The sequence below is a fragment of the Nocardioides bruguierae genome (assembly GCF_023554635.1).
Lineage (GTDB): Bacteria > Actinomycetota > Actinomycetes > Propionibacteriales > Nocardioidaceae > Nocardioides > Nocardioides bruguierae.
Map to the genome: position 1 here is coordinate 39,175 of NZ_JAMJPH010000026.1, position 25,598 is coordinate 64,772.

A 25,598-nucleotide genomic window follows, 5' to 3' on the forward strand; every position below is an offset into this window, starting at 1 on the left:
TCGGAGCGCTCAGCCGGCCACGACGCCGACGGCGAGCACCGCGCTGGTCTCCAGCTGCAGCATCCCGTCCACGAGGAGGTCGGCCACGTGCCGGTCGTGCGCGGTCTGCATCGCCTGCTGCACCTCGGGCGTCTGCGCGCGCAGCGTGACGCCGATGCCACCGACGCCGCCGGCCGCCCCGCGCCACAGCGTGTCGGGCGGGCAGGTGTGGGTCCAGGCCACCTCGCGGGCCCGGACGTCGACCAGGCCGGCGCCGGCCAGCAGGCCGGCGAGGCCCTCGACGGTCCGCGGGAAGTCCCTGTGGGCGGGCAGCCGCACCCCGGGTGGTCGCACGGCGCCGGCCTCGGCCAGCACCTGCTCCCACAGCCGGCCCTGCACGTGGGCGCCGCTGGGCCAGATGGTGACCACGACGCGACCGCCGCTGCGGGTCACGCGGGCCAGGTCGGCGACGGCGGCCCGGGGGTCGTCCAGGTGGTTGACCACGAACACCGACGCGGCCGCGGCCACCGCGTCGTCGGGCAGCGGGAGGTCGGGCAGCGCACCCTCGACGAGCCCGAGGGAGGGGTCGGCCAGGGCCCGCATCGCCGGGTCGGGCTCGACCGCGACCACCTGCGCGCCCGCGGCGGCCAGGCGGTGCGTGAGGGTGCCGGTGCCGGCCCCGGCGTCCAGGACGCGACGTCCCGCCACGTCGCCGAGCGCAGCCAGGACGGCGGGGTGCACGCCCGCGCACAGCGGCGCGAACGTCTCGGCGTAGGCCGCTGCGACCCCGGGGTCGTTCCATCCACCGCTCACGGGCGGGCAGTGTGCCAGCCCGGGGGCCGGAGCGTCGTCAGCGCGTGCTGACGAGCTGCGCGTCGCTGCCCGAGGAGTCCGTGTCGGAGGAGTCCGTGCTGCCGTCCACGCGGATGGGACCCAGGACGATGATCGAGGCCACCGTGGTGACCACCGTGGTGCGGTAGGCCATCCTCCCCACGCCCGCGCGGCGGCGGGGCGGGTGGGAGCGGTCGCTGTCTCGTCCGGGCGTGCGCATGGTCGGTCACCTCGTCGTCGGGGCATCAGGGGTCGTGCGCGGCACCGCGTCGTTGCGCCGAGATTGCGCCGCTACTCCCTAATGTCACCGTTTGGTAACGGTCCTACACCCCCCGCCCGGTTGGAACCGGTTCCTGAAACGGACCCATCCGCCGACCGGCGCGCCCCGAACGCGCAGGATGGGTCGCGTGAGCGACGAGCAGCCCCCGCAGACGGACCCGCAGACCGACCCGCACTCCGACCCCCGTGACCTGCGGCGCAGCGACTTCGGCGAGCACCGGACGGTCGCGCTGCGCTGGGCCGACACCGACCGCTACGGCCACGTGAACAACGCCGTGCACTACGAGCTGATGGACACCGCGGTGAACGCCTGGCTCTGGGAGACCAACGGCCTCTCGCCCGAGGCGCTGGACGCCGTGGGCGTCGTGGTCGAGACGGGCATGGGCTACTTCGCCGAGATCCACTTCCCCGGCTCCGTGGAGCTGGGCCTGCGGATCGAGAAGGTCGGCCGGTCCTCGGTGCGTTACCGCTGCGGCATCTTCCTGCCCGGGGTCGAGGAGCCCGCGGGGGTCGGTCACTTCCAGCAGGTCTACATCGACAAGCGCACGCGGCGCCCCGTCCCCGTCCCCGAGGAGGTGCGCCGCGTGCTGGGTCCGATCACCGTCTCCTGACGCAGATCCAGGTCAGGCCGTGAACGTGTGCGTGCCCGGGCCGACCGCGACCGGCTCCCCGCCGGGCAGCAGCACCGTGCCCGTGGTGCCCGTCGGCAGCGTGGCCTCCACGCTCAGCGCGCCGTCGGCGTCCACCTGCCAGGCCACCGATGCCCGGCCGTAGGGCGTGAGGTGGGCGGCGGAGGCGTGGGTGAGGCCGCCACCGGGGCGGGGCTCGACGCGGATCTCCCGCCAGCCGGGGGCCGCCGGAGCCAGGCCCGCGACGCGGCGGTGCAGCCAGTCGGCCACGGCCCCGAGCGCGTAGTGGTTGAACGACGTCATCTCGCCCGGGTTCACGGTGCCGTCGGGCAGCATCGAGTCCCACCGCTCCCAGATGGTGGTCGCGCCCATCGAGACGGCATAGAGCCAGGACGGGCAGCCCCGCTCGAGCAGCAGGTCGTAGGCGGCGGCGTCCTGGCCGGTGCGGGAGAGGGCCTCGGTGACCAGGGGCGTCCCCGCGAAGCCGGTGGCGATGCGGTTCTCCGCCTTGGCCACGAGGGCCGCGAGCCGCTCGCCCGCGGCGGGCAGGTCGGCCTCGTCGAGCAGGTCGAAGCAGATGGCCAGCGCCAGCGCGGTCTGGGTGTCCTCGGTCAGGGTGCCGTCCTCGGCGCGCCACCGGCCGAGGAACGCCTCCCGCACCTGGCCCGCCAGCGAGCGGTAGTGCCCGGCCACGTCCTCGAGCCCGAGGACGTCGGCGGTGTCGGCGAGGCGTCGCGCGGACTGGGCGAAGAAGGCGGTGGCCACCAGCGCCGGGTCGGTCACCGCGGCGGCCGGGTCCTCCGGCGGGGCGGCCGGGTCGAGCCAGTCGCCGAGCTGCTGGCCGCCCTTGGTCCACAGGTGCGTGGGGCCGGCGAGCCGGTCGACCAGGTCGACCCACCTGCGGCCCGACTCCAGCTGACGCGCCAGCAGGTCGGTGTCGCCGGTGGCGGTGAACAGGTCCCACGGGGTCAGCACGGCCGCGTCGCCCCAGACGGCGCCGGGCTTCGGCGGCGTCCACTGCGGGGTGGTGTCGATGTAGGGCACGTACCAGGGCACGTTGCCGTCCGGCTCCTGCTCGGCGGCCAGGTCGCGCAGCCACCCGGCGAGCATGCCGGTGCAGCGGTACAGGAACGCGGCGGTGGGCGCGAAGGCCTGGATGTCGCCGGTCCAGCCGAGGCGCTCGTCGCGCTGCGGGCAGTCGGTGGGCACCTCGAGGGTGTTGCCGCGCATCGACCACACGACGTTGGCGTGCAGCCGGTTCACGTCGGGCTCGGAGCAGGCGAACTCCCCGGCCGCCTCCATGCCGGTGTGCAGGACGCGGGCCACGACGGCGTCCTGGATCGTCTCGGGCGTGCCGCCCGGCCAGCCCGTGACCTCGGCGTAGCGGAAGCCGTGGAAGGTGAAGCGCGGCTCCCAGGTCTCCTCCCGGCCGGCGAGCACGAGGGTGTCGGTGGCGTCGGCGAAGCGGAGGGGGCGCGTGTAGAGCTCGCCGTCCTGGAGGACCTCGGCGTGCCGCAGCCGCACCTGCTCGCCGGCGTCCCCGGCGACGGTGATCCGCAGCCGCCCCACCAGGTTCTGGCCGAAGTCGAGGAGCACCGCGCCCGACGGGGCCGTCCACGCCGCCACGGGGGCGACCTCGTGGGCGCAGCGGACCGGGGGGCCGTCGGGAGCGACGAGGGTGGCGGGGTCGCGCTCGAGGACGCGGACGCCGCCGGTGGGCTCGCCTGCCCAGCCGGCCGTGCTCCAGTCCGGGTCGGCCGCGCGGGCGTCGTGGGTCTCGCCGTCGTAGAGCGAGGTGGCGGTGATCGGGGCGTCGTGCACCGCCCACGACTCGTCGGTGCCGAGCGTGACGGTGCTGCCGTCGGCGAGCGTCACCTCCAGCTGGGCCAGCAGGCCGAGGGTGTCGCCGTAGCGCTCGGCCCGGCCGCCGTGGAAGCCGAGCCGCCCGCGGTACCAGCCGTCGGCCAGCCACGCGCCGATCGCGTTGGCGCCCTCGTGCAGGTGCTCGGTCACGTCGTAGGTCAGGTAGCGCAGCCGGCTGGGGTAGCTCGTCCAGCCGGGGGCGAAGGCGTCCTCGCCGACCCGGCGGCCGTTCAGCTCCACCTCGGTGACGCCGTGGGCCGTCACGTAGAGCCGCGCCGACGCCACCGGGGCGGGCAGGTCCAGCTCTCGACGCAGGCGGACGACGCCGGTGACCGGCACCTCGGCGAGGGGGCCGACCATCACCGCGGACCAGTCGCCGGGCTCCAGCAGACCGATCTCGACGTGGGTCCAGCCCGACCAGTCGCTGGGGTCGGCGTGCTCGCCCCACACACGGACCCGCACCCGGACCGCCTCGCGGCTGCCCAGCGGCGCGAACGGCCACGGCCGCAGCACGCTGTCGTCGTCCTCGACCCACCCGGAGGTGGTGGTGACGCCGCCGGCGTCCAGCTCCACCTCGTAGCTGCGCTGGCGCCAGGAGGCGTCGGCGTCGACGACGAAGGAGAGCCGGGGCCGGGTCTCGCCGATGCCGAGGGCCTCGCGGTGGTGCTCGACGGTGGGCGCGCTGACCAGCGGGGAGGTCATGGGGGTGCCTTTCGTGGACGTGCCGGCGCGGGCCCGAGAGGCCGCCGGACGCGGAGAGGGGGGTGCTGCGGGTGCTGCGGGGTGCGGTGAGGTGCCGGGCTCAGCCCTTGACGGCCCCGCCGGCCATGCCCTTCATGACCTTCTGGTTCAGGAAGAGGTAGAGCGCGAGGGTGCCGAAGACGTTGATGCAGATGGCGGCGAACAGCGGCCCGTACTGGGTCTGGCCGAACTCGCCGGTGAAGTTGAGCAGGCCGGCCTGGATGGTGCGCAGGTCGTCGCTGCTGGTGAAGGTGAGCGCGATGAGCAGGTCGTTCCAGATGAAGAAGAACTGCACCAGCGCCACGGTGACCACGGCGTTGCGGACCATCGGGAAGCCGACGAGCAGGAACGCCTTGTAGATGGACGCGCCGTCGAGCACCGCGGCCTCGAAGATCTCCCGGGGCACCGCCCGGAAGTAGGTGGCCATCATGAACACCGTCAGCGGCAGGCCGATGGCGCAGTAGGTGATGAACAGCGGCCACAGGGTGCCGGTGATGCCGATCTCGAAGTAGGCGGTGAACAGCGGCAGCAGGATCATCTGGGCCGGCACCATGATCCCGAGCAGGAACATCAGCAGCACGGTGTTGCGGCCCTTCCAGACCATCACCTCCAGCGCGAAGCCGGCGGCCGTGCCCGCCACGACGATCACCGCGAGCGCGGGGAAGACCGTGATGACGGAGTTGCGGACGTAGGTGGCCAGGTTGCCGTCCGTCCAGGCGCTGGCGTAGTTGCTCCACACCCACTCCTGGGGCAGCGACCAGGCGCTGTTGTTGAGGAACTCCTCCTGCGTCTTGAGCGAGCCGAGGAACATCCACACGAGCGGGTAGACGACGGCCACGAGCATGATCGCGACGAGCAGCCGGGCGGGCAGCTGGGAGACGAACGAGCGCATGGGTCAGGCCTCCGTGACGTCGCGCCGCGCGGAGCGGAAGACGAAGATCGTGAACAGCAGCGACAGGATGGTGAGCAGCAGCGCGATCGAGGCGCCGTAGCCGTAGTCGCCGTAGCTGAACGACGTGCGGAACATGTAGAGCGTGAGCGGCGCCGTCTCGGTGCCGGGCCCGCCGTTGGTGAGGGCGACGATCGAGTCGAAGACCTTCAGCGTGCCGTTGATCGAGAAGATCAGCGAGGAGAGCAGCACCGGCATCGAGAGCGGGATGATGATGTGCCGGATCATCTGGAAGGTGCCGGCGCCCTCCATCCGCGCGGACTCCATGACGTCCTCGGGGATGTCGACCAGCCCGGTGTAGAGCAGGACGGCGTAGAAGCCGGCCGAGCGCCACAGGTCCATCAGGATGATGACCCAGAAGGCGCTCATCCCGGAGCCGAAGAAGTCCATCGGCTCCGAGCCCAGGGCCAGGAGCATCTCGTTGACCGGGCCGGTGTTCGGCGCGATCTCGAAGAACTTCTGGAACATCAGGGCCACCGCGACCGTGGGCAGCACGATCGGGAAGAACAGCAGCGTGCGGATCAGCGAGGACGCCCGCTTGAGCACGAACACGTACAGCAGGGCCAGGCCGTAGCCGAGCGCCACCTGCGTGGTGGTGAGCACGAGGGCGTACTTGATGGTGAAGACCAGCGACTGGTGCACCTGCTCGTCGCCCCACAGCCGCGTGAGGTTGTCGACGCCGACGTAGCTGAAGCCGGTGATGGCGTTGCCGTCGAACAGCGAGTACCCGAGCGAGACGAGCACCGGGATCATCATCACCAGCGTGTAGACCAGCATGGCCGGCCCGAGGAGGACCAGGACCGCCTTCCGGTCGCCGAGGACGCGTTCCACTTCAACCTGCTCTCTCCGGGTCGCCGCCCGTGGGCGGCAGGGTCAGGGGGCCGGGCGTCGGGGGTGCCCGGCGGGTGCCGGTCCCCCGGGGGCACGCCCGGGGGACCAGCCTGTCGTCACTCGCTGTCGAGCGCCGACTGGACGGTGGACATGAAGTCCTCGGCCGAGGTGTTGCCGGAGACGAACGAGGCCGCGTTGGTCTGGCTGACGTTGGTGGCCTGGGCCCCGAAGAGGGCCTCGAACCAGAGCACGGAGCTGTCGGCGGCCGCGACCTGGTCGGAGACCTCCTGGGTCAGCGGGTCGAGCTCCACGTCGGAGTTCACGGTGAAGCCGGAGACCATGTCCTGCACCTCGAGCGCGGCGGCGCCCCAGTTCTCGGAGATGCAGGTCAGCCAGTCGCCGACCTCGGAGTTGTACTGCTTGGCCGAGAAGGTCATCGGCAGGCCCACGTTCGCGGGCGTCTGCTCGGCCGACCCGGCGCCGCCCTCGACGTCCGGGAACGGGAAGTAGCCGATGCTGTCGTTGCCGATCTTGTTGAGGTCCTCGTCGGAGAAGTTCGAGAGCACCCAGCTGCCCATGTAGAGCATGCCGGCGTCGCCGCTCATGAACGTGTTGACGGCGGTGTCGTAGTCGATGGAGCCGAGGCCCTGGCCGAACCAGCCCTGCTCGCCGAGGTCGGCGACGGCCTGCGCGCCGGCCACGTACTCGGGGTCGGTCAGCGCCGCGTCACCGTCGGCGACGGCCTGGAGGGCGTCCGGGCCGAGGTCGCGGAAGAGGTAGCCGGAGACCAGGCGGGTCAGCGGCCAGCCCTGCTCGCCGGAGGCGGAGAACGGCTGGACGCCGGCGGCGTCGAGCTGCTCGGCGGCGTCGACCATCTCGTCCCAGGTGGTCGGCACGTCGATGCCCAGCTCGTCGAAGAGCTCGGTGTTGTACCAGAAACCCTCGATGTTGTACTGGTACGGCAGGACGTTGAAGCCGCCGTAGAGGGTCTCGATCGTGGAGATCGCCGCCGGCGAGATGTCGTCGATGACGCCGAGGTCGGTGAGCGTCTCGTCGAAGTCGAGCAGCTGGCCCGCCTCGTCCAGCGTCTTGACGAGCTCGGGGGTGTTGCCCGCGGCGAAGGAGACCGGCAGGGCGTCCTGCCCGGCGAGCAGCTGGAGCTGCTGGTCGAGCTGGGTCTGCGGGATGGTCTCGATCTCGAGCGGGAGCGCGTCGTTCTCGGCGGAGCACTGGTCCGCGGCGAGCGACTCCAGCACCGGCGGGATGTTGGTGTTCTCGCTGTTGATCAGGAACGAGAACGCCTCCGGGTCGCCCTCGCCGGACGCGGAGTCCGAGCTGCCGCCACAGGCGGCGAGCGTGGTCAGCGAGGCGACGGCGAGGCCGACCCCGACGATCGTGGACCGGCGGCGCCGGCGAGTTCCCCAGGTGTTCACAAGCTTCTCCCTTGATCGCTCGCGCTCTGGATTGAAGCGCTTCAACATTCGTGACCGTAGCCACACGGCCGACGTGGTGTCAACCACATCTCGCGAACTCGTCGGGCGGTGGGGCCTTCGGGCTAGAGTCCGGGGTCCAACGGCACCGGCCTGCGCCGCAGGGCCGGGCGAGGCGCCCGGGAGGCCGGTCGCAGGGGCCGTCAGCAGAGTGAGAACACGCAGGTGAGAGGGGGTGGACGAGCTGGCCGAGAGCAACGGGCGGCGCAGCGTCCGCATGGCCGACGTCGCCGCCCACGCGGGCGTCGCGCTGGGCACCGTCAGCCACGTCCTCAACCACCCCGAGAAGGTCTCCCCGCACACGCTGGAACGAGTCCGCCGCTCCATCGACGAGCTCGGTTTCGTGCCCAACTCGCGGGCCCGCGCGCTGGCCGCCGGCACCAGCTCGATGATCGCCTTCATCGTCATCGACCTGGGCAACTCGTTCTTCCTCGACATGGCCCGCGGGGCCGAGCTCGAGGCGCAGGAACGCGGTCTGAACCTCGTCCTCGCCAACTGCGACATGAACACCGACAAGGAGCTCGTCTACCTGTCGCTGTTCGACGCCGAGCGCATGGCCGGGGTGCTCATCGCACCGCTGCCGAGCAGCGCGGACGACCAGTGGCGACTCCAGGAGTGGCAGAGCGACGTGGTGGCGCTCAACGTGGACGCCTCGGGGCGCGGCTGCTGCGTCACCACCGACGACGAGCTCGGCGGCTACCTGGCCGCGCAGCACCTGATCGAGGCCGGGTGCCGGCGGCTGCTGTTCACCGGTGGTCCGTTCTCGCTGCTGCCCATCGCGGACCGGTACCGGGGCGCGCAGAGGGCCGTCGCCGAGGCGGACGGGGTGAGCCTCGAGCTGCTCCGCACCCTCCAGACCAAGCCGGCCGACGGCCGCAAGGTCGGCGACGCGCTGGCCGCGCGCGCGGCGGACGCGCGCCCGGACGGGGTGCTGGCCGCCACCGACCTCATCGCCTTCGGCATCATCGAGGCGCTCGGCGTGCAGGGGGTCTCGGTGCCCGACGACGTGAAGGTCATCGGCTACGACAACAACCGCCAGGCGTGGGAGTCCACGGTGCCGATCTCGACCATGGCGCAGCCGGGCGAGGAGATGGGCCGGCACGCGGTGCGGCTCCTCGTGGACGAGATCCGCAACCCCGGCTCGCACGAGCACGAGCACGTGCGGCTCACGCCGACGCTGATCGCCCGGGAGAGCACCGGCACCTGAGCCGTGCTGCGGCCGGCGTCCCGTCTGGACGGGGTGAGGCGCCGCGTCCGCACGCTCTGGGAGCCTGCCCGCGTGAGCGAGCCCCAGGTCGGCGTCCCCGTCGTCGTCGTGAACCCGATCAAGGTCGAGGACCTCGAGGAGGTGCGCTCCTGCCTGGCCGCCGTGGCCGCCGAGCTCGGCGTGCCCGAGCCGCGCCTGGTGGAGACCACCGAGGACGACCCCGGCTTCGGCCAGACCCGCGACGCCGTCGACTCCGGCGCCTCCGTGGTCTGCGCGCTGGGCGGGGACGGCACCGTGCGCGCCGTCGCCCAGGAGCTGGCCGGCAGCGGCGTCCCGCTCGGGCTGCTGCCCGGAGGCACCGGCAACCTGCTCGCCCGCAACCTCGACCTGCCCGTGACCTCCCTGGAGGACGCGGCCCGGGTGGCGCTCGGCTCCTCGACCCGCACCATCGACCTGGGCTGGCTCGTCGCCGACCCGGCGCCCGGCCAGACCCCCGACCTCGCCGACCCGCAGCCGCCCGCACCGGCCGACAACGTGCACGCCTTCGCGGTGATGGCGGGCCTCGGCTTCGACGCCCACGTCATGGACGACGCCCCGGAGGACGTGAAGGCCAAGGCCGGCTGGGCCGCCTACGTGGCCAGCGGCGCCCAGCACCTCACCGACGACCCCTTCGACCTGGAGGTCTGGCTCGACGGCGGCGAGCCGTCGCACGTCGAGGCCCGCACCGTGGTCGTCGGCTCCTGCGGCGAGCTCACGGGCGGTGTGGTGCTGCTCCCCGACGCCGAGGTGGACGACGGCTGCCTCGACGTGGCCGTGCTGACGCCGAAGGGCCTCTTCGACTGGGTCGGCACCGCCGCCCGCGTGCTCGTCGGCCACACGAAGGACGGCCCGTCCCTCGAGCGCTCGCGCGCCAAGGTCGTCCACCTGCGCACCCCGTCGCCGCAGCCCTGCGAGGTGGACGGCGACGTGCTCGGCGAGGCCACCGAGACGGTGTTCGTCGTCCAGCCGGGCGCACTGGTCGTCCGCGCCTGACCCCTGCCGGACCCGCTAGATCTCGGCCAGCCAGGGATGCTCGGGGTCGAGGAACGACAGCGTCTCGTGCAGCCACGCCCGGGCGGTGCTGCTGAGCAGCGGGAGCGCCGCGCGCAGGTCGGCCTCGTCCTGCGGTCGGCGGCCGGGCGCCTTGTAGAGCAGCTGGATCTCGGGGCGCAGGTAGGGGACGCCGTCCACGCTGGTCAGCGCCTCGGCCATGGGCATCCGGATGCGTTCGTCGCGTCGGTAGACCCACTCCCGCGCACTGCCCGGCCCGACCACCACGTCGTACTCCCAGGGGTGGCGGGCACTGGGGCGGGTCCAGAGCTGGACGCACCCGTCGGGGAGCACCTCGGCGGCGGTGCCGTCCGGGCGGTCGTCCGGCAGCAGGGGCGCCAGCGCACCGCTGGTCGCGCTCCAGCAGTGCAGCCGGCCGGCCACGTGCCGTCGGAACAGTGGCAGCTCGTCACCGAGGACGGCCAGGTCGAGGTCGTGGTGGCCGCGGTGCGGGCCGGTGAGCGCCTCCACCGCGTACCCGCCCGCGACCCACCACGTGCCGGGGTAGCCGGTCATCAGGGCCACGGCGTCCGTCGGCGTGCGCCCGGCCCAGTCGCCGTAGAGGGCGGTGAAGTCCTCGTCCGAGAGGTCGTTGACGCCCATGTGGCAACCCTACGGCGGCCGGGCCGCCCCACGCTCAGCGCTCGACGGCTGCGTCGACGGCCAGGAGGTCGTTCTCGAAGCCGGCCCCGGGGGTGGCGCCGCCGAGCTCACGGACGCGGACGACCACCCCGGTGGCCACGTCGACGGCGACGTCGAAGGCCTCGGGGTAGACGCGCTCCTGCCAGTCGTGCGGGACGTTCTCCTCGCCCTCGGAGAACAGGCCCGCCACGCTGGGCAGCAGCTCGCAGCAGTCCCCTCCGCAGCGTGGCAGGTAGCCGTCGTGCGGCCGCATCGTCGCGGCCCAGGTGGTCCTGCCGTCCCGCTGCTCCACCCGGACGTCGCTCATCGCCACGCCCGTGGCCAGCTCCTCGGGGTCGAGCATCGCCACCCAGCGGAAGCTCCCGACCATCGGGTCGTCGTAGTCGACCCAGCGTGGTCCCACCCGGTCCGGGCGCGTCAGCACCAGGCCGTCGTCGCGTCGTTCGGGCTCGACCTCCTGGGGCGAGAGCCCCGGACCGGGCTCGATGGCCGGCGCACCGGCGCCGATGGACATCGTCACATGGCTGTAGGGCACGCCAGTCGCGACGCCGGACGCGTCACCGCGGACCCAGCGCGTCCACCCCGGCCGCACGACCCACGCCTCGGTGTCACCCCCGGGACGCTCCTTGCCGCCGACCTCACCGTGGACTTCACGGTGGACGAGGTGCAGCGTCGTCCACCGCCACGGCGAGGACCGGCACAGCGCGCGGAGGTCATCACCGGTCGGATGGGTCGGCAAGGCAGTCACGACACGAGGGTGACCGGAGGGCAGGCGCGGCCGCCACTGGTTTCACGTGCAACCAAGCAACTGCTGCCCAAGGTCCACGGCGCCCAGGTCAGAAGGCCTGCACCCGGTCCGCCCGCCCCCGCTGAGGCCTCAGCGTGCGGAGGAACAGAGCCAACGCCTGCCACCCGACGTAGAGGCCGGTCCCGAGCGCCGCACCCCACGCCACGACGGGACCGCCGAAGCCGTCGATCTGACCCAGCAGCACGGCCCAGAGCAGCGCGCTCGCGAGACCGGGCAGCGCCCAGACGAACGCCTCCTGCCGGGTCGTCATCGTCTCCCGCCGGTAGGCGCGACCGAGGAAGGTGGACGCGGCGAGCACGTACGGGACGCCGAACAAGAGCAGCGGCCAGGCTCCCAGGGGGACGAGCAGCGCCAGGCCGAGCCCGCCGGCCACCAGGTTGCTGATCAGGATGTCGCGTCGCACCGAGCACCTCCGAGCACCGCCCGGAGCGTCCGGTCGGGCATGCCTGACACTACTCCCGCCGACCGGTCTCGGCTCCCAGAAGTGCAGGTCAGCCGTGTCTGGTCGGTCTCAGTGCGCCATGTCGACGAAGCGAGAGTAGTGACCCTGGAAGGCCACGACGATGTCGCGGGTCGCGCCGTTGCGGTGCTTGGCCACGATCAGGTCCGCCTCGCCGGGGCGCTGCGACTCCTTCTCGTAGACGTCGTCGCGGTGCAGCAGGATCACCATGTCGGCGTCCTGCTCGATCGATCCGGATTCGCGCAGGTCGGACATCATCGGGCGCTTGTCGCCTCGCTGCTCGGGTCCACGGTTCAGCTGGGAGAGCGCGATGATCGGCACCTCGAGCTCCTTGGCGAGGAGCTTGATCTGACGGGAGAACTCCGAGACCTCGAGCTGGCGGGACTCGACCTTCTTGCCCGAGCTCATCAGCTGGAGGTAGTCGATCACGATGAGCTTGAGGTCGTGCTGCTGCTTGAGGCGCCGGGCCTTCGCCCGGATCTCCATCATCGTCATGTTCGGGGAGTCGTCGATGAAGACCGGCGAGCTGGAGACCTCGCCCATCTTGCGGGCCAGCTTCTGCCAGTCGTCGTCGGTCATGTTGCCGTTGCGGATGTGGTTCAGCGGCACCTTCGCCTCGGCGGAGAGCAGACGCATGGTGATCTCCGAGCGCGTCATCTCCAGGCTGAAGAAGACGCTGGCGAGCCCGTTGTGGATGGACGCGGCCCGCACCAGGTCGAGGGCGAACGTCGACTTACCCATGGCGGGTCGCGCCGCGACGATGATCATCTGACCGCCGTGCAGGCCGTTGGTGAGGTCGTCGAAGTCGGCGAAGCCCGTCGGCACGCCGTACACGCCGGCCTCGCGGTTGCCGATGGCCTCGATCTCGTCGAGGACGCCGTCCATGATGTCGGCGAGGGGCACGTAGTCCTCGCCGTTGCGCTTGTCGGCGATCTTGTAGACCTCGGCCTGGGCCTCGTCCACGATCGAGTCGACCTCGCCCTCGCCGGCGTAGCCGATCTGGACGATCTTGGTGCCGGCGTCCACGAGCTTCCGCAGGATCGCCTTCTCCCGCACGATCTCCGCGTAGTAGCCCGCGTTGGCCGCGATCGGCACGTTGGCCGAGAGCGTGTGCAGGTACGGGGCGCCGCCGATCTTCTGCAGCTCGCCGCGGCGCTGCAGCTCGTGGGCGACGGTGATCATGTCGGCGGGCTCGCTGCGCCCGTAGAGGTCGATGATCGCGTCGAAGATCGACTCGTGCGCCGGGCGGTAGAAGTCGGTGCCGCGGATGATCTCGCCGACCTCGGAGATGGCCTCCTTGGAGATCAGCATCGAGCCCAGGACGGACTGCTCCGCCGCCATGTCCTGCGGCGGCGTGCGGTCGCCGCCGCCGGACGTCGGACGCTGCCCCGCCTCGTAGGAGACGGGGCCGTCCCCCCAGTCCTCGAAGGGCGGCTCGCCGCTGCTCCGCTGGGTCTCCTCGGCGATGCTCATGCGGTTCCCGGCTCCCGTCCGTGAGGCGTCGACGTCCCTGCTCCGCCAGGCTAGGTCGCTGCTCCGACACTGCGGTGGACGCAGGGGCGGACGCGCGGCGCCGGGACGGTCGGCTGCTCCGGGTGAGCACCACCCGGAGACGTCATCCGGCGGGACGTTACGACCTCGGGGGCGGCCCGTAAAAGCTGGTTCTCCACAGGTCCTGTGGAGAACGTGGGGATGGCTGGGGAGTCCCTGTTGATCACTGCCCACAGGCTGGGGAGAACTCTGTGGAGCCTCGTCCCCAAATGTGGTGAACGGACGCTCTGACCTGCTGTTTCACAGGACACCGATCTGTGTGGAAAAGAATTTGTGGCCGCGAGCGTTCACTCGTCCGACACGTGGACGCCCCCGTGCAGCCATGTCGACAAAGCTCCCCGACGCACGTTTTCCACCGATCGGCAGGAGTTTTCCACCGGTCCGGGCAGATTCTTCATCGGCCTCTCAGGAAACCGCAGGTGGGGACCCTCCCGGGGGTGTGCCTCACCCCCAGGGCTCACCGCTGGAGGGCGTCCGGCGTCGCGGTCGGAGACGCTGACTAGCCTGGTCCGGTGCCGAGCGAGACGACCCCCAGCGCTGCGCCGTCCACCCGTCGCGAGGTCGACCGGGAGATCCTCCGCCTGGCCTGGCCGGCGTTCCTCGCGCTCGTCGCCGAACCGCTGTTCCTGCTCGGCGACGCGGCCGTCGTCGGGCGCCTGGGCACCACCCCGCTGGCCGGGCTGGGCATCGCCTCGGGCCTCCTCCAGACTGTCGTCGGCGTCTGCGTCTTCCTCGCCTACGGCACGACCGCGTCGGTCTCGCGCCGCCTCGGTGCCGGGGACCGGCGGGGCGCGCTCGCCCAGGGCGTCGACGGGCTCTGGCTGGCCGTGCTCATCGGCGTGGTGGCCACCGTGGTCGCCATCCCCCTCGCCCCGTTCCTCGTCGGTCTCTTCGACCCCACCGCGGCCACCGGAGACCAGGCCGTCGCCTACCTGCGCCCGGCGCTCCTGGGCACGACGCCCTTGCTGCTGATGCTGGCGGCCACCGGCGTGCTGCGCGGTCTCCAGGACACCAGGACGCCCCTCGTCGTCGCCGTGGTCGCCAACGTCGCCAACCTCGTGCTCAACGTGCTCCTCGTGCACGGCCTCGGCTGGGGCATCGCGGGCTCCGCGTGGGGCTCGGTGCTCGCCCAGGCCGGTGCCGCCGCCGCCCTCGTGGTGGTCGTGGCGCGCGGTGCCCGCCGGGAGGGCGCCCCCCTCCGCCCGGACGCCGGCGGGGTGCTCGCGGCCGCCCGGGCCGGTGCCCCCCTCGTGGTGCGCACGCTGACCCTGCGCGCCGCGCTCCTCGCCACGACCGCCGCCGTCACCCTGGGCGCCACCGGCAACGCCCTCGACGTCGACCTCGCCGCCCACCAGCTGGCCATGACGCTGTGGACGTTCCTCGCCTTCGTGCTGGACGCGGTGGCCATCGCCGCCCAGGCCCTCACGGGCCGCAGCCTCGGCGCCGGGGACCTGGCCGACACCCGGGCACTCACCCGCCGGATGATCGGCTGGGGGCTCGTCGGCGGGGTCGCCACGGGCGCCCTGCTCGCCGCGGCCAGCCCGTTCCTCGGCCCGCTCTTCACCCCCGACCCGGCCGTCGCCGACCGGCTCGTGCCGGTGCTGCTCGTCGCCGCCGTCCTCCAGCCCCTCGCCGGCGTCGTGTTCGTGCTCGACGGCGTGCTCATCGGCGCCGGGGACGGCTCCTACCTCGCCTGGGGCGGGCTCGCGGTGCTCGTCGTCTACCTGCCCGCTGTGCTGCTGGCCGGCCACCTCGCCGGGCTCGTCGCCGTCTGGGCGGCCTTCAGCGTCGTCTTCATGGGTGCGCGGGCCGTCGTCCTGCTCCTGCGCAACCGCTCGGGCGCCTGGATGGTCACGGGCGCCTGAGCAGCAGCCCTCCGGACGCGGACGAGGGCCGGACCCCTCGCGGGGCCCGACCCTCGTCGGATACTGCTGCGTCGAGCGACGCGTCAGGCCTTGACGACCTCGACGGTCACCGTGGCGGCGACCTCCTCGTGGAGGCGGACGGTCACGGTGTGAGCGCCCAGCGACTTGATCGGGTTCTTGATCGCGATCGTGCGCTTGTCCACCGACTCGCCGGAGGCCGCGCCCAGGGCGTCGGCGATCTCGGCGGGGGTGACGGAGCCGAAGAGACGACCCTCGGCACCGGCCTTGACGGACACCGTGGCCTGAGCGGCCTCGAGCTTGCCCTTGACCTCGACCGCGTGGTCGAGGTCGCGGACGGCGCGGGCGCCGCGGGCGGCCTTGATGGACTCGACGGTCTTCTCAGCACCGCGGGTCCAGCGGATGGCCACGCCACGGGGGACGAGGTAGTTGCGGCCGTAGCCGTCCTTGACCTCGACGACGTCGCCGGGGCCACCGAGACCGGTGACCTCCTGGGTGAGGATGAGCTTCATGTCTCAGGCTCCTTCTCAGCGACCGGTCGAGGTGTAGGGCAGCAGGGCCACCTCACGGGCGTTCTTGACGGCGGTCGCCACGTCGCGCTGGTGCTGGACGCAGTTACCGGTCACCCGGCGAGCGCGGATCTTGCCGCGGTCGGAGATGAACTTGCGGAGCAGGGTGGTGTCCTTGTAGTCGACACCGCCCGTCTTCTCCTTGCAGAACTGGCAAACCTTCTTCTTGGGCTTGCGCATCACTGCCTTGGCCATTGTGGTGCTTCCTTTCTAGAAGCCCGCCCCGGAGTGGCTACCGGGTCGGAATGGTTGAGGTTGATGAGCTGGGTACTGCTGGTGGACGGGCCCCGTCAGAACGGGGGCTCGTCCTGACCGACGCCGGGAGCGCCCCACGGGTCGCCACCGCCGGAGCGGGACGAACCGCCGCCGCCACCGCCCCAGGAGTCGCCTCCGCCGCCACCGCGCTGCGGTGCCGGGGTGGCCCAGGGGTCGTTGGCCTGCTGGGCAGGCGCGGAGGACTGCTGGCCGCCACCGGAGTAGCCGCCACCCCCACCGCCGCGGGACATGCGGGCGACCTTGGCCGTCGCGTTGCGCAGCGACGGGCCGACCTCCTCGACGTCCATCTCGAAGACCGTGCGCTTCTCACCCTCGCGGGTCTCGTAGGAGCGCTGCTTCAGCCGGCCGTGAACGATGACGCGCATGCCCTTCTGGAGGGACTCGGCGACGTTCTCGGCGGCCTGCCGCCAGATCGCGCAGGAGAGGAACAGGCTCTCGCCGTCCTCCCACTCGTTGGTCTGCCGGTTGAACGTGCGGGGCGTCGACGCCACCCGGAAGTTCGCCACGGCCGCCCCAGACGGGGTGAAGCGCAGCTCCGGGTCGTCGACGAGGTTCCCGATCACGGTGATGACGGTCTCGCCTGCCATGGATTCTCCCAACGCGCCGACGCGGGTGCGTCGGCAACTGGTCGTGTGTGCCGGTCGCGGTGCGAGGACGATCCTGCCCTGTCGCACCGACACCCGGCGAAGGTCTTCCACAACCGTCCGTCACGTCGTCGCCGACGAGCGGCGCCGCGGACGGACGGAGAGGCTCAGTGAGCGTCGGGGCGGAGGACCTTGGTACGCAGGATGCTCTCGTTCAGGGTGAACTGACGGTCGAGCTCCTTGACCGTCGCGGGCTCGGCCTTGAGCGAGATGACCGCGTAGATCGCCTCGGAGTTCTTCTTGATCTCGTACGAGAGCCGGCGGCGGCCCCACACGTCGATCGACTCCACGGAACCACCGTCGTTGGTGACGACGGAGAGGTACTTCTCCAGCGACGGCTGGATGGTGCGCTCGTCGAGGCTCGGCTCGAGGATGACCATCACTTCATAGGCACGCACAGCGTCTCCTCCTCCTCTGGACTCAGCGGCCACGGTCTCTCCGTGGCAGGAGGGCTTGCGATCCCCGGCAGCGGCCGCACGGCCGACAGCGGGGTTCCTCGCGCTCGCACTTCCGTCGGTGGAGGCTCACGTGAGGACAGTGCAGGCTACCAGCGGGCGCGCGCCGCCCACGATTCCACGGGACGGGCTCCCCGACGGGCCCCGACGCGGCGCCCACGCGGGTCGTCCGACTGATCCTGCCTGATCAGGGGTACAACCACCCCGTGACCAGTGCCACCACCCCTCCCGCCGACGAGAAGCGGCCCACCACGCCCGTGGCCGGCTCCGTCCTGGCGGGTCGGCTCGTGCTGCGCGACCCGGTCGGCGAGGGCTCCCTCGGCCCCGTCTGGCGGGCCTTCGACCTCGAGGTCGGACGCTGGGTCGCCGCCGCTCCCCTGGAGCCCGCCGAGGTCGGCCGGGCGATCGTCGAGCACCCCCACGTGCTCGGCCTGCTCGACCACGTCCGCACCCCGGAGGGCCCCTGGGCCACGGCGCCGCTGGTCGGTGGGGGCACCGCCACCCAGCTCCTGGCCGACCACGGCCCGCTGCCGACACCGTTCGTGGCCGTGCTGCTCGACCAGCTCCTCGACGCCCTGGTGGCCGTGCACGCGGCCGGGCTGGTGCACCGCGACGTCACCACCACCAACCTGCTGCTGCGGCCCACCGGTTCGGGGCGTCCGCACCTGCTCCTCGCCGACTTCGGCCTCGCCACCCGCGCCCACGGCCGTGGGCGCATCCTGCTCGGCACCCCCGGCTACGCCAGCCCCGAGCAGGACGACGGCGCGCCACCGCACCCGCGGGCCGACCTGTACTCCGCGGGGGTCGTGGCACGCGAGCTGCTCACGGGGGCACCGCCGCCCGGCCACGCCTCGGAGCCGCCGCAGCCCACCGTGGCGGGCCCGCTGGCCGACCTGGTCGCCGAGCTGACCGCCGAGGACCCCGACGAGCGTCCCCTCTCGGCCCGCGAGGCCCGGTCGATGCTCCAGGCGGCCGGGGTGCCGCCGTCCGCCCCGTGGGCCGAGGACCTCCGACCGCCGTGGGTGCCCGACCGGCTCGGGCCCGACCCCGAGCCGCCCGGCGAGGTGGCCGTGGCCGGGTCGCCCCGCGCGCAGGAGGACCGGGACGAGGCCGGCCACCGGCACCGCTGGTGGGTCCGCTGGCTCGTGGGCGGCGAGGGGAGCGACGAGCAGCCCGGGTGACGGTGCCGTCTCCTACGCTTCGGGCCATGAGCACCACCGCACCCACCGGGCCCCTGCTGGGCGCCCACGTCGACCAGACCGACCCGATCGCCGAGGCCGCCGCGCGCGGCACCACGCTGGTGCAGATGTTCCTGGGCGACCCGCAGTCCTACAAGGGCCCCGTCGTGGAGTACCCCGGCGGCGCCGAGGCGCTCCGGGCGGCCGCGCAGGAGTCCGGCGTGCAGGTGGTGGTGCACGCCCCCTACATCGTCAACGTGGCCACCACGAACAACCGGATCCGCATCCCCAGCCGCAAGCTGCTCCAGCAGCACGTGGACGCCGCGGCCGAGATCGGGGCGATCGGTGTCGTGGTGCACGGCGGGCACGTGAACAAGACCGACGACCCGGCGAAGGGCTTCGACAACTGGCGCAAGGCGATCGAGGCCACCGACCTCAAGGTCCCGGTCTGGATCGAGAACACCGCCGGCGGCGACCACGCCATGGCCCGGCGGCTCGACCGCATCGCGGGCGTGTGGGAGGCGGTCAGCAAGGCCGAGGGGTTCGAGCAGGTCGGCTTCTGCCTCGACACCTGCCACGCGCACGCCGGCGGCATCGATCTGGGCGACGTGGTCGAGCAGGTGAAGGCGCTGACCGGCCGCATCGACCTGGTGCACTGCAACGACTCGCGCGACGAGTTCGACTCCGGCGCCGACCGGCACGCCAACGTCGGGGCCGGGGCCATCGGTGCCGACGTGCTCGCCGACGTGCTGCGGGCCGCCGGCGCCCCCGTCGTCCTCGAGACCCCGGGCGGCGCCGCCGAGCACCTGGCGGACTTCGAGGCCCTGCGCGCCCGGCTGTAACGTCACCGCCGTGCCCGCCGAGACCCTTCCCCCGCCGACGCTGCGCGTCGCCGAGATCGACCCCGCGGACCACCTCGCCTTCCTCGAGTCCCGCCCCGCGGCCAGCTTCCTCCAGACCCCGGCCTGGGGCCGGGTCAAGGCGGAGTGGCGCCGCGAGTCCGTCGGGTTCCTCGAGCAGGGCCCGGACGGCGGCGAGCGACTCGTCGGCGTCGCGCTGGTCCTCTACCGGCAGCTGCCCAAGGTGCGCCGCTACCTGGCCTACGTGCCGGAGGGGCCCGTCCTCGACGACTGGGACCGCGACCTGCGCTCGGTGCTGCCGCCCCTGGCCGCGCACCTGAAGGGTCGCGGCGCGTTCGCCGTGCGGATCGGCCCGCCGGTGGTGCTCTCGCGCTGGGACGCCAAGCAGGTCAAGGAGGGCGTCGCGGACGAGGCGGTGCGCCGCCTGCACGACATGGCACCGAGCGAGCGCAGCGCCGAGGGCGCCCGCGTGGTCTCCCAGCTCACCGAGCTGGGCTGGCGCGCCCAGGTGGCGGAGGGCGGCTTCGCCGCCGGCCAGCCGCAGTACGTGTTCCAGGTGCCGCTGACCGGCGCCGACGGCACCCCCCGCAGCGAGGACGAGGTCCTCAAGGGCATGAACCAGCTGTGGCGGCGCAACATCAAGAAGGCCGACAAGCTGGGCGTCGAGGTCGCCTGCACCTCCGGGGTCGCGGAGACCCTCGAGGCCCTGGCCGACTTCCACCCGCTCTACGTGCACACGGCCGAGCGCGACCACTTCACCCCGCGTCCCCTCTCCTACTTCCGCACCATGGTCGAGGCGCTGGCCGGCGAGGGCGAGGCGCTCGGTCAGGACGACCGGCTGCGGATCTGGACCGCCCGGCACGAGGGCGACCTGGTCGCCTCCACGATCTCGGTGCGGGTCGGCACCCACGCCTGGTACTCCTACGGCGCCTCCTCCACCGAGAAGCGGGACGTGCGCGGCTCCAACGCGATCCAGTGGGCGATGATCCGCGACGCGCTCGCCCACGGCGCGCACGTCTACGACCTGCGCGGCATCACCGACACCCTGGACGCCGACGACAGCCACGTCGGCCTCATCCAGTTCAAGGTCGGCACCGGCGGCGAGGCCGTGGAGCTGGCCGGCGAGTGGGACCTGCCGCTGAACCCGCTGCTCTACAAGGCGTTCGACCTCTACATGGGTCGGCGGTGACCCGGCCGTGAGCCTCTCCCTCACCGTGGACGGCGCCCGCTGGCGCACGCACCTGCTCGACGTCGCCGCGGCACTGCCCGGGCTCGTGCCCGTGGCCAAGGGCAACGGCTACGGCTTCGGCCTCGGCCGGCTCGCCCGCCGGGCCCAGTGGCTGCACGAGCGCGCCGTGGCGGGCGACGCCGGCAGCGCCGGCACCCCGCTGGACCCGGGCGTCGCGGACACGCTGGCCGTCGGCACCTACGAGGAGCTGGGCGAGGTCGCCTCCCGCTTCGACGGGGACCTGCTCGTGCTCACCCCCTGGCGCCCGTTCGGTGCCGCGCTGGACGTGCTCGAGCACGAGCGCCTCGGCCGCCGCGTCATCCACACCCTGGGTCGCCTCGAGGACGTGGAGGACCTGCTCACCCGCCGTCCCGACGCCCGCGTCGTGCTCGAGCGGAGCACCACCATGCTGCGCCACGGGTTCAGCGCCCGCGACCTGTGGGAGGCCTCCGCCGCCCTGCGTCGCCACCCCGCGGCCCGGCTGGAGGGCGTGGCGCTGCACCTGCCGCTCGCCCAGGGCGACCACTTCTCCCAGGTCAACCGCCTGCTCACCGACGTCGTCGGCGCGGACCTGCCCGGGGCGGCCGACGGGCACGCCGGCGCGCACCGCGTGTGGGTCAGCCACCTCACCGACTCCGAGCTCGGGCGGCTGCGGCACGACTGGCCCGACCTCACCTTCCGCCCGCGCACCGGCACCCGGCTGTGGCTCGGCGACCGCGACGCCCTGCGCGTGCGCGCGCACGTCCTCGACGTGCACCCGCTCGAGCGCGGCGACGTCTACGGCTACCGCGGTCGCACGGCGCCACGCTCCGGCCACCTGCTCGTCGTCTCCGGCGGCACCGCCCACGGCATCGGCCTGGAGGCGCCCACCGGCTCCCTCGACCTGCGCGGCCGCGCCGGCACCCTGGCCCGCGGCGGGCTGGACGCGCTCGGCCTGGTGCGCAGCCCGTTCAGCATCGACGGCACGCAGCGGCTCTTCGCGGAGCCGCCGCACATGCAGGCCTCGATGCTGTTCGTGCCCACCGGCTCCCGCGTCCCGGCGGTGGGCGACACCGTCGACGTGCGGGTCCGGTTCACCACCACGTCCTTCGACGAGGTCGTGATCGAGGGCTGAGGCCCTGACCCTCTGACGCCCGGCCCGCCGGGTCTCAGGCCCGGACGGGCAGCAGCGAGCGCAGCCGCGGCGCGGCGAGCCGGCCGGCCACGGGCCCGCGCACCGGGTCGTGACGCGGGCTGAGCACGTCGCGGACGACGAGGCTCACGAGGTAGACCTCGCCCAGCACCCGCAGCACGATCGCGAGCCAGTAGAAGCCGGCGTCCCCGCCGCCCGCGGGGGCCAGGAAGCCGCCGAGGTACCACCAGACGAAGGCGAAGTAGAGCACCTCGGTGCCCTGCCACACGACCTGGTCGCGCCACCGCGGCCGGGCCAGCGCCGCCAGCGGCAGCAGCCAGAGCACGTACTGGGGCGAGTAGACCTTGTTGACCAGCAGGAAGCCGGCCACGAGCAGGAACCCGAGCTGGGCCAGGCGCGGCGGCTCGGGCGCCACCAGCCCGAGCACCAGCACCCCCACGCACCAGGCCGCGAAGAAGACCAGCGAGACGTCGTTGATCAGGCCGATGTCGATCGTCGTGCCCGAGGCCTGCTGGGCGACCAGCCACAGGGAACCGAGGTCGGCGCCCCGGTCGTCGTTGAAGGACCAGAAGACGGTCCACGGGCCGGTGCCGCCGAGCAGGGCCGGCACCTGCGCTACGACCCAGGCCGCGACCGCGGCCAACGTGGTCAGACCGAAGCCGGCGAGGTCGCGCCGGGGCACCGCGGCCGGGTCGATCGTGCCGCGGGGGCCGGGGCGCCGGTCGCGTCGCAGCGCGAGCACCAGCACCGCACCGAGCAGGAACAGCGGGTACAGCTTGGTCGCCGTGCCCAGCCCGATCATCAGGCCGGTGAGCACCGGTCGGCCCCGCGCGTGCGCCCACAGCGCGCCGGCGACGAGCACGACCGCCACGAGGTCCCAGTTGACCAGCGCCGTGAGCAGCAGCGCCGGGCTCGCGGCCATGAAGACCGCGTCCCAGGGCCGCCCCGGCGAGACCCCGGCCAGCAGCCAGACCGCGAGGAGCGTCAGCAGCGCGAACCCGGCCGCGTTGACGATGACGTAGCCGCGGATCTCCCGCTGCACGTCGAGGTCGCCGAAGAGCTGGTCGACGGAGAGCGCTGACCGCGCGTCCAGGTCCGGTGCGTCGCCGGTGGCCCCGGCCAGCCACTGCGCGGCCACGGCCGTGCCCCACGCCCAGTAGGAGATCCCGACCGGGTACTCCATCACCTGCGGGTAGCGGTCACGGACGTCCTCGTCGGTGGAGTACGGCCAGGCCAGCTCCGCGAGGCCGCGGCCGGTGTAGAGGTAGGGCAGGTCCGAGTAGCACATGTGCGTGTAGCGCGTCGTGCCGTCGGTCCAGGTGTTCTCGTAGCAGGGCGCCTTCTGGAGCATCCCCAGCGCGAACGTGATCGCGGTGATCGCGAGCAGCACGCGCACCGGCGTCCACCAGGGGTGCCGCCCGGCCCGGGAGCCGACCGGGCCACCGAGGCCCTCGCTCAGCCGACCGGCGACCGGGTCGTCCTGGGTGGGGTGGACGTGCGCGTCGCCGCGCTCCTGGCTACCGGGCACGGGACCCACCCCACCAGAGTCGCTCACGCGGTGCCAGTGCTCATGCGGCCGCACCCGCGCGGCCACCGGTCCGGCGGCGACCGGAGCGGCGGCGCTGACGACGACGGCGCTCGGCCGTGGTCCGCCCCTGCTGGCCCGCGGCCGAGGCGCTGCCGCTGGGCTGCGTGGTCTGCGAGGGGCTGGAGCCGTCGCTGGGGCACAGGACCAGGCCGCACGAGTCGCTCGCGGTCGGGTCCGTCGGGCTCGGCGAGGACGTGGGCGTCTCGCTGGCAGTCGCCGACGGGGTCTGCGACGGCGTCGGGGTCTCGCTCGCGCTCTCGGACGGCGACGCGCTCGGCGACTCGCTGGCCGACTCGGTCTCCGTCGGGGTCGGCGCGGACGTCGTGGGCTCGTGGCCGTCGGGCGCGTCGCCGTCGACGTAGGCGGGCTCCGGGAAGTCCTCGACCTCGACGCCCTCCATCAGCCGCTCCATGACCGCCTCCCAGGTGGAGGCCGGGTAGGCGGAGCCGAAGTAGGAGGGCAGCCAGCCGTCCAGCTGGTCGTCGCCGTCACCGCGGACGTACATGACGGCCGTGGCCATGTTCGGGGTCATGCCCACGAACCACGCGGAGGAGACCTGGTCCTTGTCGTTGGTGGCCGTGCCGGTCTTGCCGCCGACCGGGCGGCCCAGCGCCAGGGCGGTGCGGCCGGTGCCGTTGTTGACGACCTGCTGCATGGCGTAGGCGGTGTCGGCGGCGACGTCCGCGCTCATGGCACGCGTGGTGTCGTCGGCGTCGTAGCGGTAGTCGACGCTGCCGTCGGCGAGCTCGACCTTCTGCACGACGTGCACGTTCGCCCGGACGCCGCCGTTGGCGATGGTCGCGTAGGCGTTGGCCATGTTGATCGCGCTGATCCGCGCCTTGCCCAGCGTCAGGAGCGTGTCGTCGCTGTTGAAGTCGCGGCTGGTGCTCGGCATGCCGGGGTAGCGCTGGTCGGCCTCGTTCGGCGGGATGCCCATCTTCTCGGCCATCCGGTAGATCTTCTGCGGGCCGTTGTCCATCGCGGCGGACATGTCGACGAAGGCGGTGTTGACCGACTGCTCGAGGGCGTAGATCGCGTTGATGGCCGAGCCGTAGTCGTTGCCCAGGCCGTCGTAGCCGGTGCCCTCGTTGCGCACCTCGAGGCCGTCGGGGAACTCGAACGGGCTGTTGCCGTCGAAGGTGTCCTTCAGCGAGAAGCCCTGGCTCAGCGCCGTGGCGAGGGTGATCGGCTTCATCGTGGAGCCGACCATGCCGCCGGCGGTGGCCCAGTTGATCTGGGACTCCAGGTAGTCCTGGCCGCCGTAGAAGCCGCGCAGCGCGCCGGTGCCGGGCTCGACGCTGGCGACCGCGACGTGCAGCTTCTTGTTCTTCTTCATGCCCTCCGGCTTGGCCTCGCGCACCCCGCGCTCGGCGGCGCGCATGGCCTTCTGCGTGAGGGTGGTGGTGACCCGCAGGCCGCCGCCGTCGATCTGGTCCTCGGTGTAGCCGAGCTGGAGCAGCTCCTTCTTCACCAGGGTGAGCATGTGGCCGCGCTGGCCGCCGTAGGTGCTCTCGCCCTCGATCTTCGGGAAGGCGGGCAGTCGCTTCTTGGCCTGATCGGCCTGCTGCTGGGTGATGGAGCCGAGCTTGGCCATCGAGTTCAGCGTGTACTCGTAGCGGCCGATCAGCGCCTGCCGGTTCTCCTTGCCGTTGGCGGGGTCGAACCGGGTCGGGTTGTTGATCACCGAGGCGAGCACGGCGGACTCGCGCAGCGTCAGGTCCGCCGCGTCCTTGGCGAAGAAGGCCTGGGCGGCCGCCTGCACGCCGTAGGCGCCGCGACCGAAGTAGATGGTGTTGAGGTAGTTGGCCAGCAGCTCGGACTTGCTGACCTGGCGCTGCAGCTTCAGCGCGAGCAGGGCCTCCTTCAGCTTGCGGCTGTAGGACTGCTCCTGGGTCAGGTACATGATCTTGATGTACTGCTGGGTGATCGTGGACGCGCCCTGGGTGTCGTTCCCGGCCGCGTTGTTGACCACCGCGCGCAGGATGCCCTTGAAGTCGATGCCCGAGTCGGTCCAGAAGGTCTGGTTCTCGGCCGCGACCACCGCGTCCTTCATGTTCTGCGGCATCTCGTCGTAGGAGATCGAGGTGCGGTCCTGGGTGGCGAACTGACCGATCTGCGAGGAGCCGTCGGCGTAGTAGACGAACGACGTCTGCGTCTCGAAGTCCTCGTTCGGGTCGGGCAGCTCGGTGACCTGGTAGAGGTAGACGAGCGAGCCGACGCCGACCAGCGCCAGCACCAGCCCGGCCACGAGGCCCCACTTGACGACGCTCAGCAGGCGCCGCTTCCACGAGCGCTTCGGCTTCGGCGGCTTCGGCGCCTTGGTGACCGGGGGCCCCTCGGCCCGTCGCTTGCCACTCACTTCGTCGTGCTCCGTCGTTCGGGGACAGGGTGGGTCGGGGCCGGGAAGGGCCCCGAGGACGCTCCAGAACGGGCGCG

Annotated in this window: 24 protein-coding genes; 8 read left to right on the plus strand and 16 right to left on the minus strand. The window is 72.6% G+C overall.

Translation table 11 applies throughout. The features are described from left to right. Positions 1 to 9: 9 nt before the first annotated feature. Positions 10 to 792 (minus strand): class I SAM-dependent methyltransferase, encoded by a 783-nt coding sequence (locus M8316_RS14830; RefSeq protein ID WP_250055813.1) that lies wholly within the window; start codon positions 790 to 792, stop codon positions 10 to 12. Positions 793 to 829: 37 nt separating this feature from the next. Beyond that, positions 830 to 1,030, minus strand: coding sequence for a hypothetical protein (locus M8316_RS14835; protein ID WP_250055815.1), 201 nt, complete (start codon positions 1,028 to 1,030; stop codon positions 830 to 832). A gap of 187 nt (positions 1,031 to 1,217) precedes the next feature. On the opposite strand from M8316_RS14835, the gene M8316_RS14840 reads away from it, so the two are divergent. Next, entirely contained in the window at positions 1,218 to 1,700 is a 483-nt protein-coding gene (locus tag M8316_RS14840; protein ID WP_250055817.1) for an acyl-CoA thioesterase, read from the plus strand. Between the two features lie 12 nt (positions 1,701 to 1,712). Here M8316_RS14840 and M8316_RS14845 read toward each other — a convergent pair whose 3' ends face one another. The 4 genes from M8316_RS14845 to M8316_RS14860 form a co-directional block, all read right to left on the minus strand. Then, the gene (locus tag M8316_RS14845) at positions 1,713 to 4,283 is read right to left on the minus strand and encodes a family 78 glycoside hydrolase catalytic domain (RefSeq protein ID WP_250055819.1); all 2,571 of its coding nucleotides are present in this window, start codon (positions 4,281 to 4,283) and stop codon (positions 1,713 to 1,715) included. A gap of 100 nt (positions 4,284 to 4,383) precedes the next feature. Beyond that, complete coding sequence (locus M8316_RS14850) at positions 4,384 to 5,214, minus strand: carbohydrate ABC transporter permease (RefSeq protein WP_250055821.1); 831 nt, start codon at positions 5,212 to 5,214, stop codon at positions 4,384 to 4,386. Positions 5,215 to 5,217: 3 nt separating this feature from the next. After that, the gene (locus M8316_RS14855) at positions 5,218 to 6,102 is read right to left on the minus strand and encodes a carbohydrate ABC transporter permease (protein WP_250055823.1); all 885 of its coding nucleotides are present in this window, start codon (positions 6,100 to 6,102) and stop codon (positions 5,218 to 5,220) included. 116 nt (positions 6,103 to 6,218) lie between these two features. Continuing rightward, positions 6,219 to 7,535 (minus strand): ABC transporter substrate-binding protein, encoded by a 1,317-nt coding sequence (locus M8316_RS14860; protein WP_250055824.1) that lies wholly within the window; start codon positions 7,533 to 7,535, stop codon positions 6,219 to 6,221. A 232-nt stretch (positions 7,536 to 7,767) separates the two neighbouring features. Between M8316_RS14860 and M8316_RS14865 the strand changes: the two genes are divergently transcribed. Both M8316_RS14865 and M8316_RS14870 read left to right on the plus strand, forming a co-directional pair. Then, a complete protein-coding gene (locus M8316_RS14865; RefSeq protein ID WP_250055825.1) occupies positions 7,768 to 8,799 on the plus strand; it encodes a LacI family DNA-binding transcriptional regulator in 1,032 nt (343 codons plus the stop codon). A gap of 72 nt (positions 8,800 to 8,871) precedes the next feature. Beyond that, positions 8,872 to 9,831 carry a diacylglycerol/lipid kinase family protein gene (locus tag M8316_RS14870; protein WP_250055826.1) on the plus strand — a complete coding sequence of 320 codons (960 nt, stop codon included), beginning with the start codon at positions 8,872 to 8,874 and terminating at the stop codon, positions 9,829 to 9,831. Between the two features lie 15 nt (positions 9,832 to 9,846). Here the strand turns inward: M8316_RS14870 and M8316_RS14875 are convergent, their stop codons facing one another. The 4 genes from M8316_RS14875 to dnaB all read right to left on the minus strand — a co-directional run bounded on the left by M8316_RS14875 (position 9,847) and on the right by dnaB (position 13,271). Next, positions 9,847 to 10,491, minus strand: coding sequence for a hypothetical protein (locus M8316_RS14875; RefSeq protein ID WP_250055827.1), 645 nt, complete (start codon positions 10,489 to 10,491; stop codon positions 9,847 to 9,849). 34 nt (positions 10,492 to 10,525) lie between these two features. Further along, positions 10,526 to 11,278 (minus strand): hypothetical protein, encoded by a 753-nt coding sequence (locus M8316_RS14880; RefSeq protein WP_250055828.1) that lies wholly within the window; start codon positions 11,276 to 11,278, stop codon positions 10,526 to 10,528. Positions 11,279 to 11,366: 88 nt separating this feature from the next. Further along, positions 11,367 to 11,741, minus strand: coding sequence for a hypothetical protein (locus tag M8316_RS14885; RefSeq protein WP_250055829.1), 375 nt, complete (start codon positions 11,739 to 11,741; stop codon positions 11,367 to 11,369). Between the two features lie 108 nt (positions 11,742 to 11,849). Next, the gene (gene dnaB, locus M8316_RS14890; RefSeq protein ID WP_272495302.1) at positions 11,850 to 13,271 is read right to left on the minus strand and encodes a replicative DNA helicase; all 1,422 of its coding nucleotides are present in this window, start codon (positions 13,269 to 13,271) and stop codon (positions 11,850 to 11,852) included. 590 nt (positions 13,272 to 13,861) lie between these two features. Between dnaB and M8316_RS14895 the strand changes: the two genes are divergently transcribed. Then, complete coding sequence (locus M8316_RS14895) at positions 13,862 to 15,214, plus strand: MATE family efflux transporter (RefSeq protein ID WP_250055830.1); 1,353 nt, start codon at positions 13,862 to 13,864, stop codon at positions 15,212 to 15,214. A gap of 83 nt (positions 15,215 to 15,297) precedes the next feature. On the opposite strand, the gene rplI is transcribed toward M8316_RS14895, so the two are convergent. The 4 genes from rplI to rpsF form a co-directional block, all read right to left on the minus strand. Beyond that, complete coding sequence (gene rplI / locus M8316_RS14900) at positions 15,298 to 15,744, minus strand: 50S ribosomal protein L9 (protein ID WP_250055832.1); 447 nt, start codon at positions 15,742 to 15,744, stop codon at positions 15,298 to 15,300. A 15-nt stretch (positions 15,745 to 15,759) separates the two neighbouring features. Then, positions 15,760 to 15,996 carry a 30S ribosomal protein S18 gene (gene rpsR, locus M8316_RS14905; RefSeq protein ID WP_250055834.1) on the minus strand — a complete coding sequence of 79 codons (237 nt, stop codon included), beginning with the start codon at positions 15,994 to 15,996 and terminating at the stop codon, positions 15,760 to 15,762. 95 nt (positions 15,997 to 16,091) lie between these two features. Continuing rightward, the gene (locus M8316_RS14910) at positions 16,092 to 16,664 is read right to left on the minus strand and encodes a single-stranded DNA-binding protein (protein WP_250055836.1); all 573 of its coding nucleotides are present in this window, start codon (positions 16,662 to 16,664) and stop codon (positions 16,092 to 16,094) included. Positions 16,665 to 16,828: 164 nt separating this feature from the next. Continuing rightward, positions 16,829 to 17,119 carry a 30S ribosomal protein S6 gene (gene rpsF / locus M8316_RS14915; protein WP_250055838.1) on the minus strand — a complete coding sequence of 97 codons (291 nt, stop codon included), beginning with the start codon at positions 17,117 to 17,119 and terminating at the stop codon, positions 16,829 to 16,831. A gap of 263 nt (positions 17,120 to 17,382) precedes the next feature. On the opposite strand from rpsF, the gene M8316_RS14920 reads away from it, so the two are divergent. From M8316_RS14920 to M8316_RS14935, 4 genes are read left to right on the plus strand one after another with little or no spacing between them, the layout of a single operon-like run. Further along, positions 17,383 to 18,357 (plus strand): serine/threonine-protein kinase, encoded by a 975-nt coding sequence (locus M8316_RS14920; RefSeq protein WP_250055840.1) that lies wholly within the window; start codon positions 17,383 to 17,385, stop codon positions 18,355 to 18,357. Positions 18,358 to 18,383: 26 nt separating this feature from the next. Next, positions 18,384 to 19,196 carry a deoxyribonuclease IV gene (locus tag M8316_RS14925; RefSeq protein ID WP_250055842.1) on the plus strand — a complete coding sequence of 271 codons (813 nt, stop codon included), beginning with the start codon at positions 18,384 to 18,386 and terminating at the stop codon, positions 19,194 to 19,196. Between the two features lie 10 nt (positions 19,197 to 19,206). Then, positions 19,207 to 20,403 (plus strand): lipid II:glycine glycyltransferase FemX, encoded by a 1,197-nt coding sequence (locus tag M8316_RS14930; RefSeq protein WP_308196032.1) that lies wholly within the window; start codon positions 19,207 to 19,209, stop codon positions 20,401 to 20,403. 7 nt (positions 20,404 to 20,410) lie between these two features. Further along, the gene (locus M8316_RS14935) at positions 20,411 to 21,556 is read left to right on the plus strand and encodes an alanine racemase (RefSeq protein WP_250055844.1); all 1,146 of its coding nucleotides are present in this window, start codon (positions 20,411 to 20,413) and stop codon (positions 21,554 to 21,556) included. Between the two features lie 34 nt (positions 21,557 to 21,590). Here M8316_RS14935 and M8316_RS14940 read toward each other — a convergent pair whose 3' ends face one another. Further along, positions 21,591 to 23,102 (minus strand): glycosyltransferase family 87 protein, encoded by a 1,512-nt coding sequence (locus M8316_RS14940; protein ID WP_250055846.1) that lies wholly within the window; start codon positions 23,100 to 23,102, stop codon positions 21,591 to 21,593. Between the two features lie 40 nt (positions 23,103 to 23,142). Then, the gene (locus M8316_RS14945; RefSeq protein WP_250055848.1) at positions 23,143 to 25,521 is read right to left on the minus strand and encodes a transglycosylase domain-containing protein; all 2,379 of its coding nucleotides are present in this window, start codon (positions 25,519 to 25,521) and stop codon (positions 23,143 to 23,145) included. Positions 25,522 to 25,598 lie beyond the last annotated feature (77 nt).

Excerpts from the sequence above, each read along its gene's own strand:
- M8316_RS14850 (WP_250055821.1), bottom strand. The coding sequence starts at position 5,214 with ATGCGCTCGTTCGTCTCCCAGCTGCCCGCCCGGCTGCTCGTCGCGATC.
- M8316_RS14875 (WP_250055827.1), bottom strand. The coding sequence starts at position 10,491 with ATGGGCGTCAACGACCTCTCGGACGAGGACTTCACCGCCCTCTACGGC.
- rplI (WP_250055832.1), bottom strand. The coding sequence starts at position 15,744 with ATGAAGCTCATCCTCACCCAGGAGGTCACCGGTCTCGGTGGCCCCGGC.
- rpsR (WP_250055834.1), bottom strand. The coding sequence starts at position 15,996 with ATGGCCAAGGCAGTGATGCGCAAGCCCAAGAAGAAGGTTTGCCAGTTC.
- dnaB (WP_272495302.1), bottom strand. The coding sequence starts at position 13,271 with ATGAGCATCGCCGAGGAGACCCAGCGGAGCAGCGGCGAGCCGCCCTTC.
- M8316_RS14845 (WP_250055819.1), bottom strand. The coding sequence starts at position 4,283 with ATGACCTCCCCGCTGGTCAGCGCGCCCACCGTCGAGCACCACCGCGAG.
- M8316_RS14910 (WP_250055836.1), bottom strand. The coding sequence starts at position 16,664 with ATGGCAGGCGAGACCGTCATCACCGTGATCGGGAACCTCGTCGACGAC.
- M8316_RS14835 (WP_250055815.1), bottom strand. The coding sequence starts at position 1,030 with ATGCGCACGCCCGGACGAGACAGCGACCGCTCCCACCCGCCCCGCCGC.
- M8316_RS14925 (WP_250055842.1), top strand. The coding sequence starts at position 18,384 with ATGAGCACCACCGCACCCACCGGGCCCCTGCTGGGCGCCCACGTCGAC.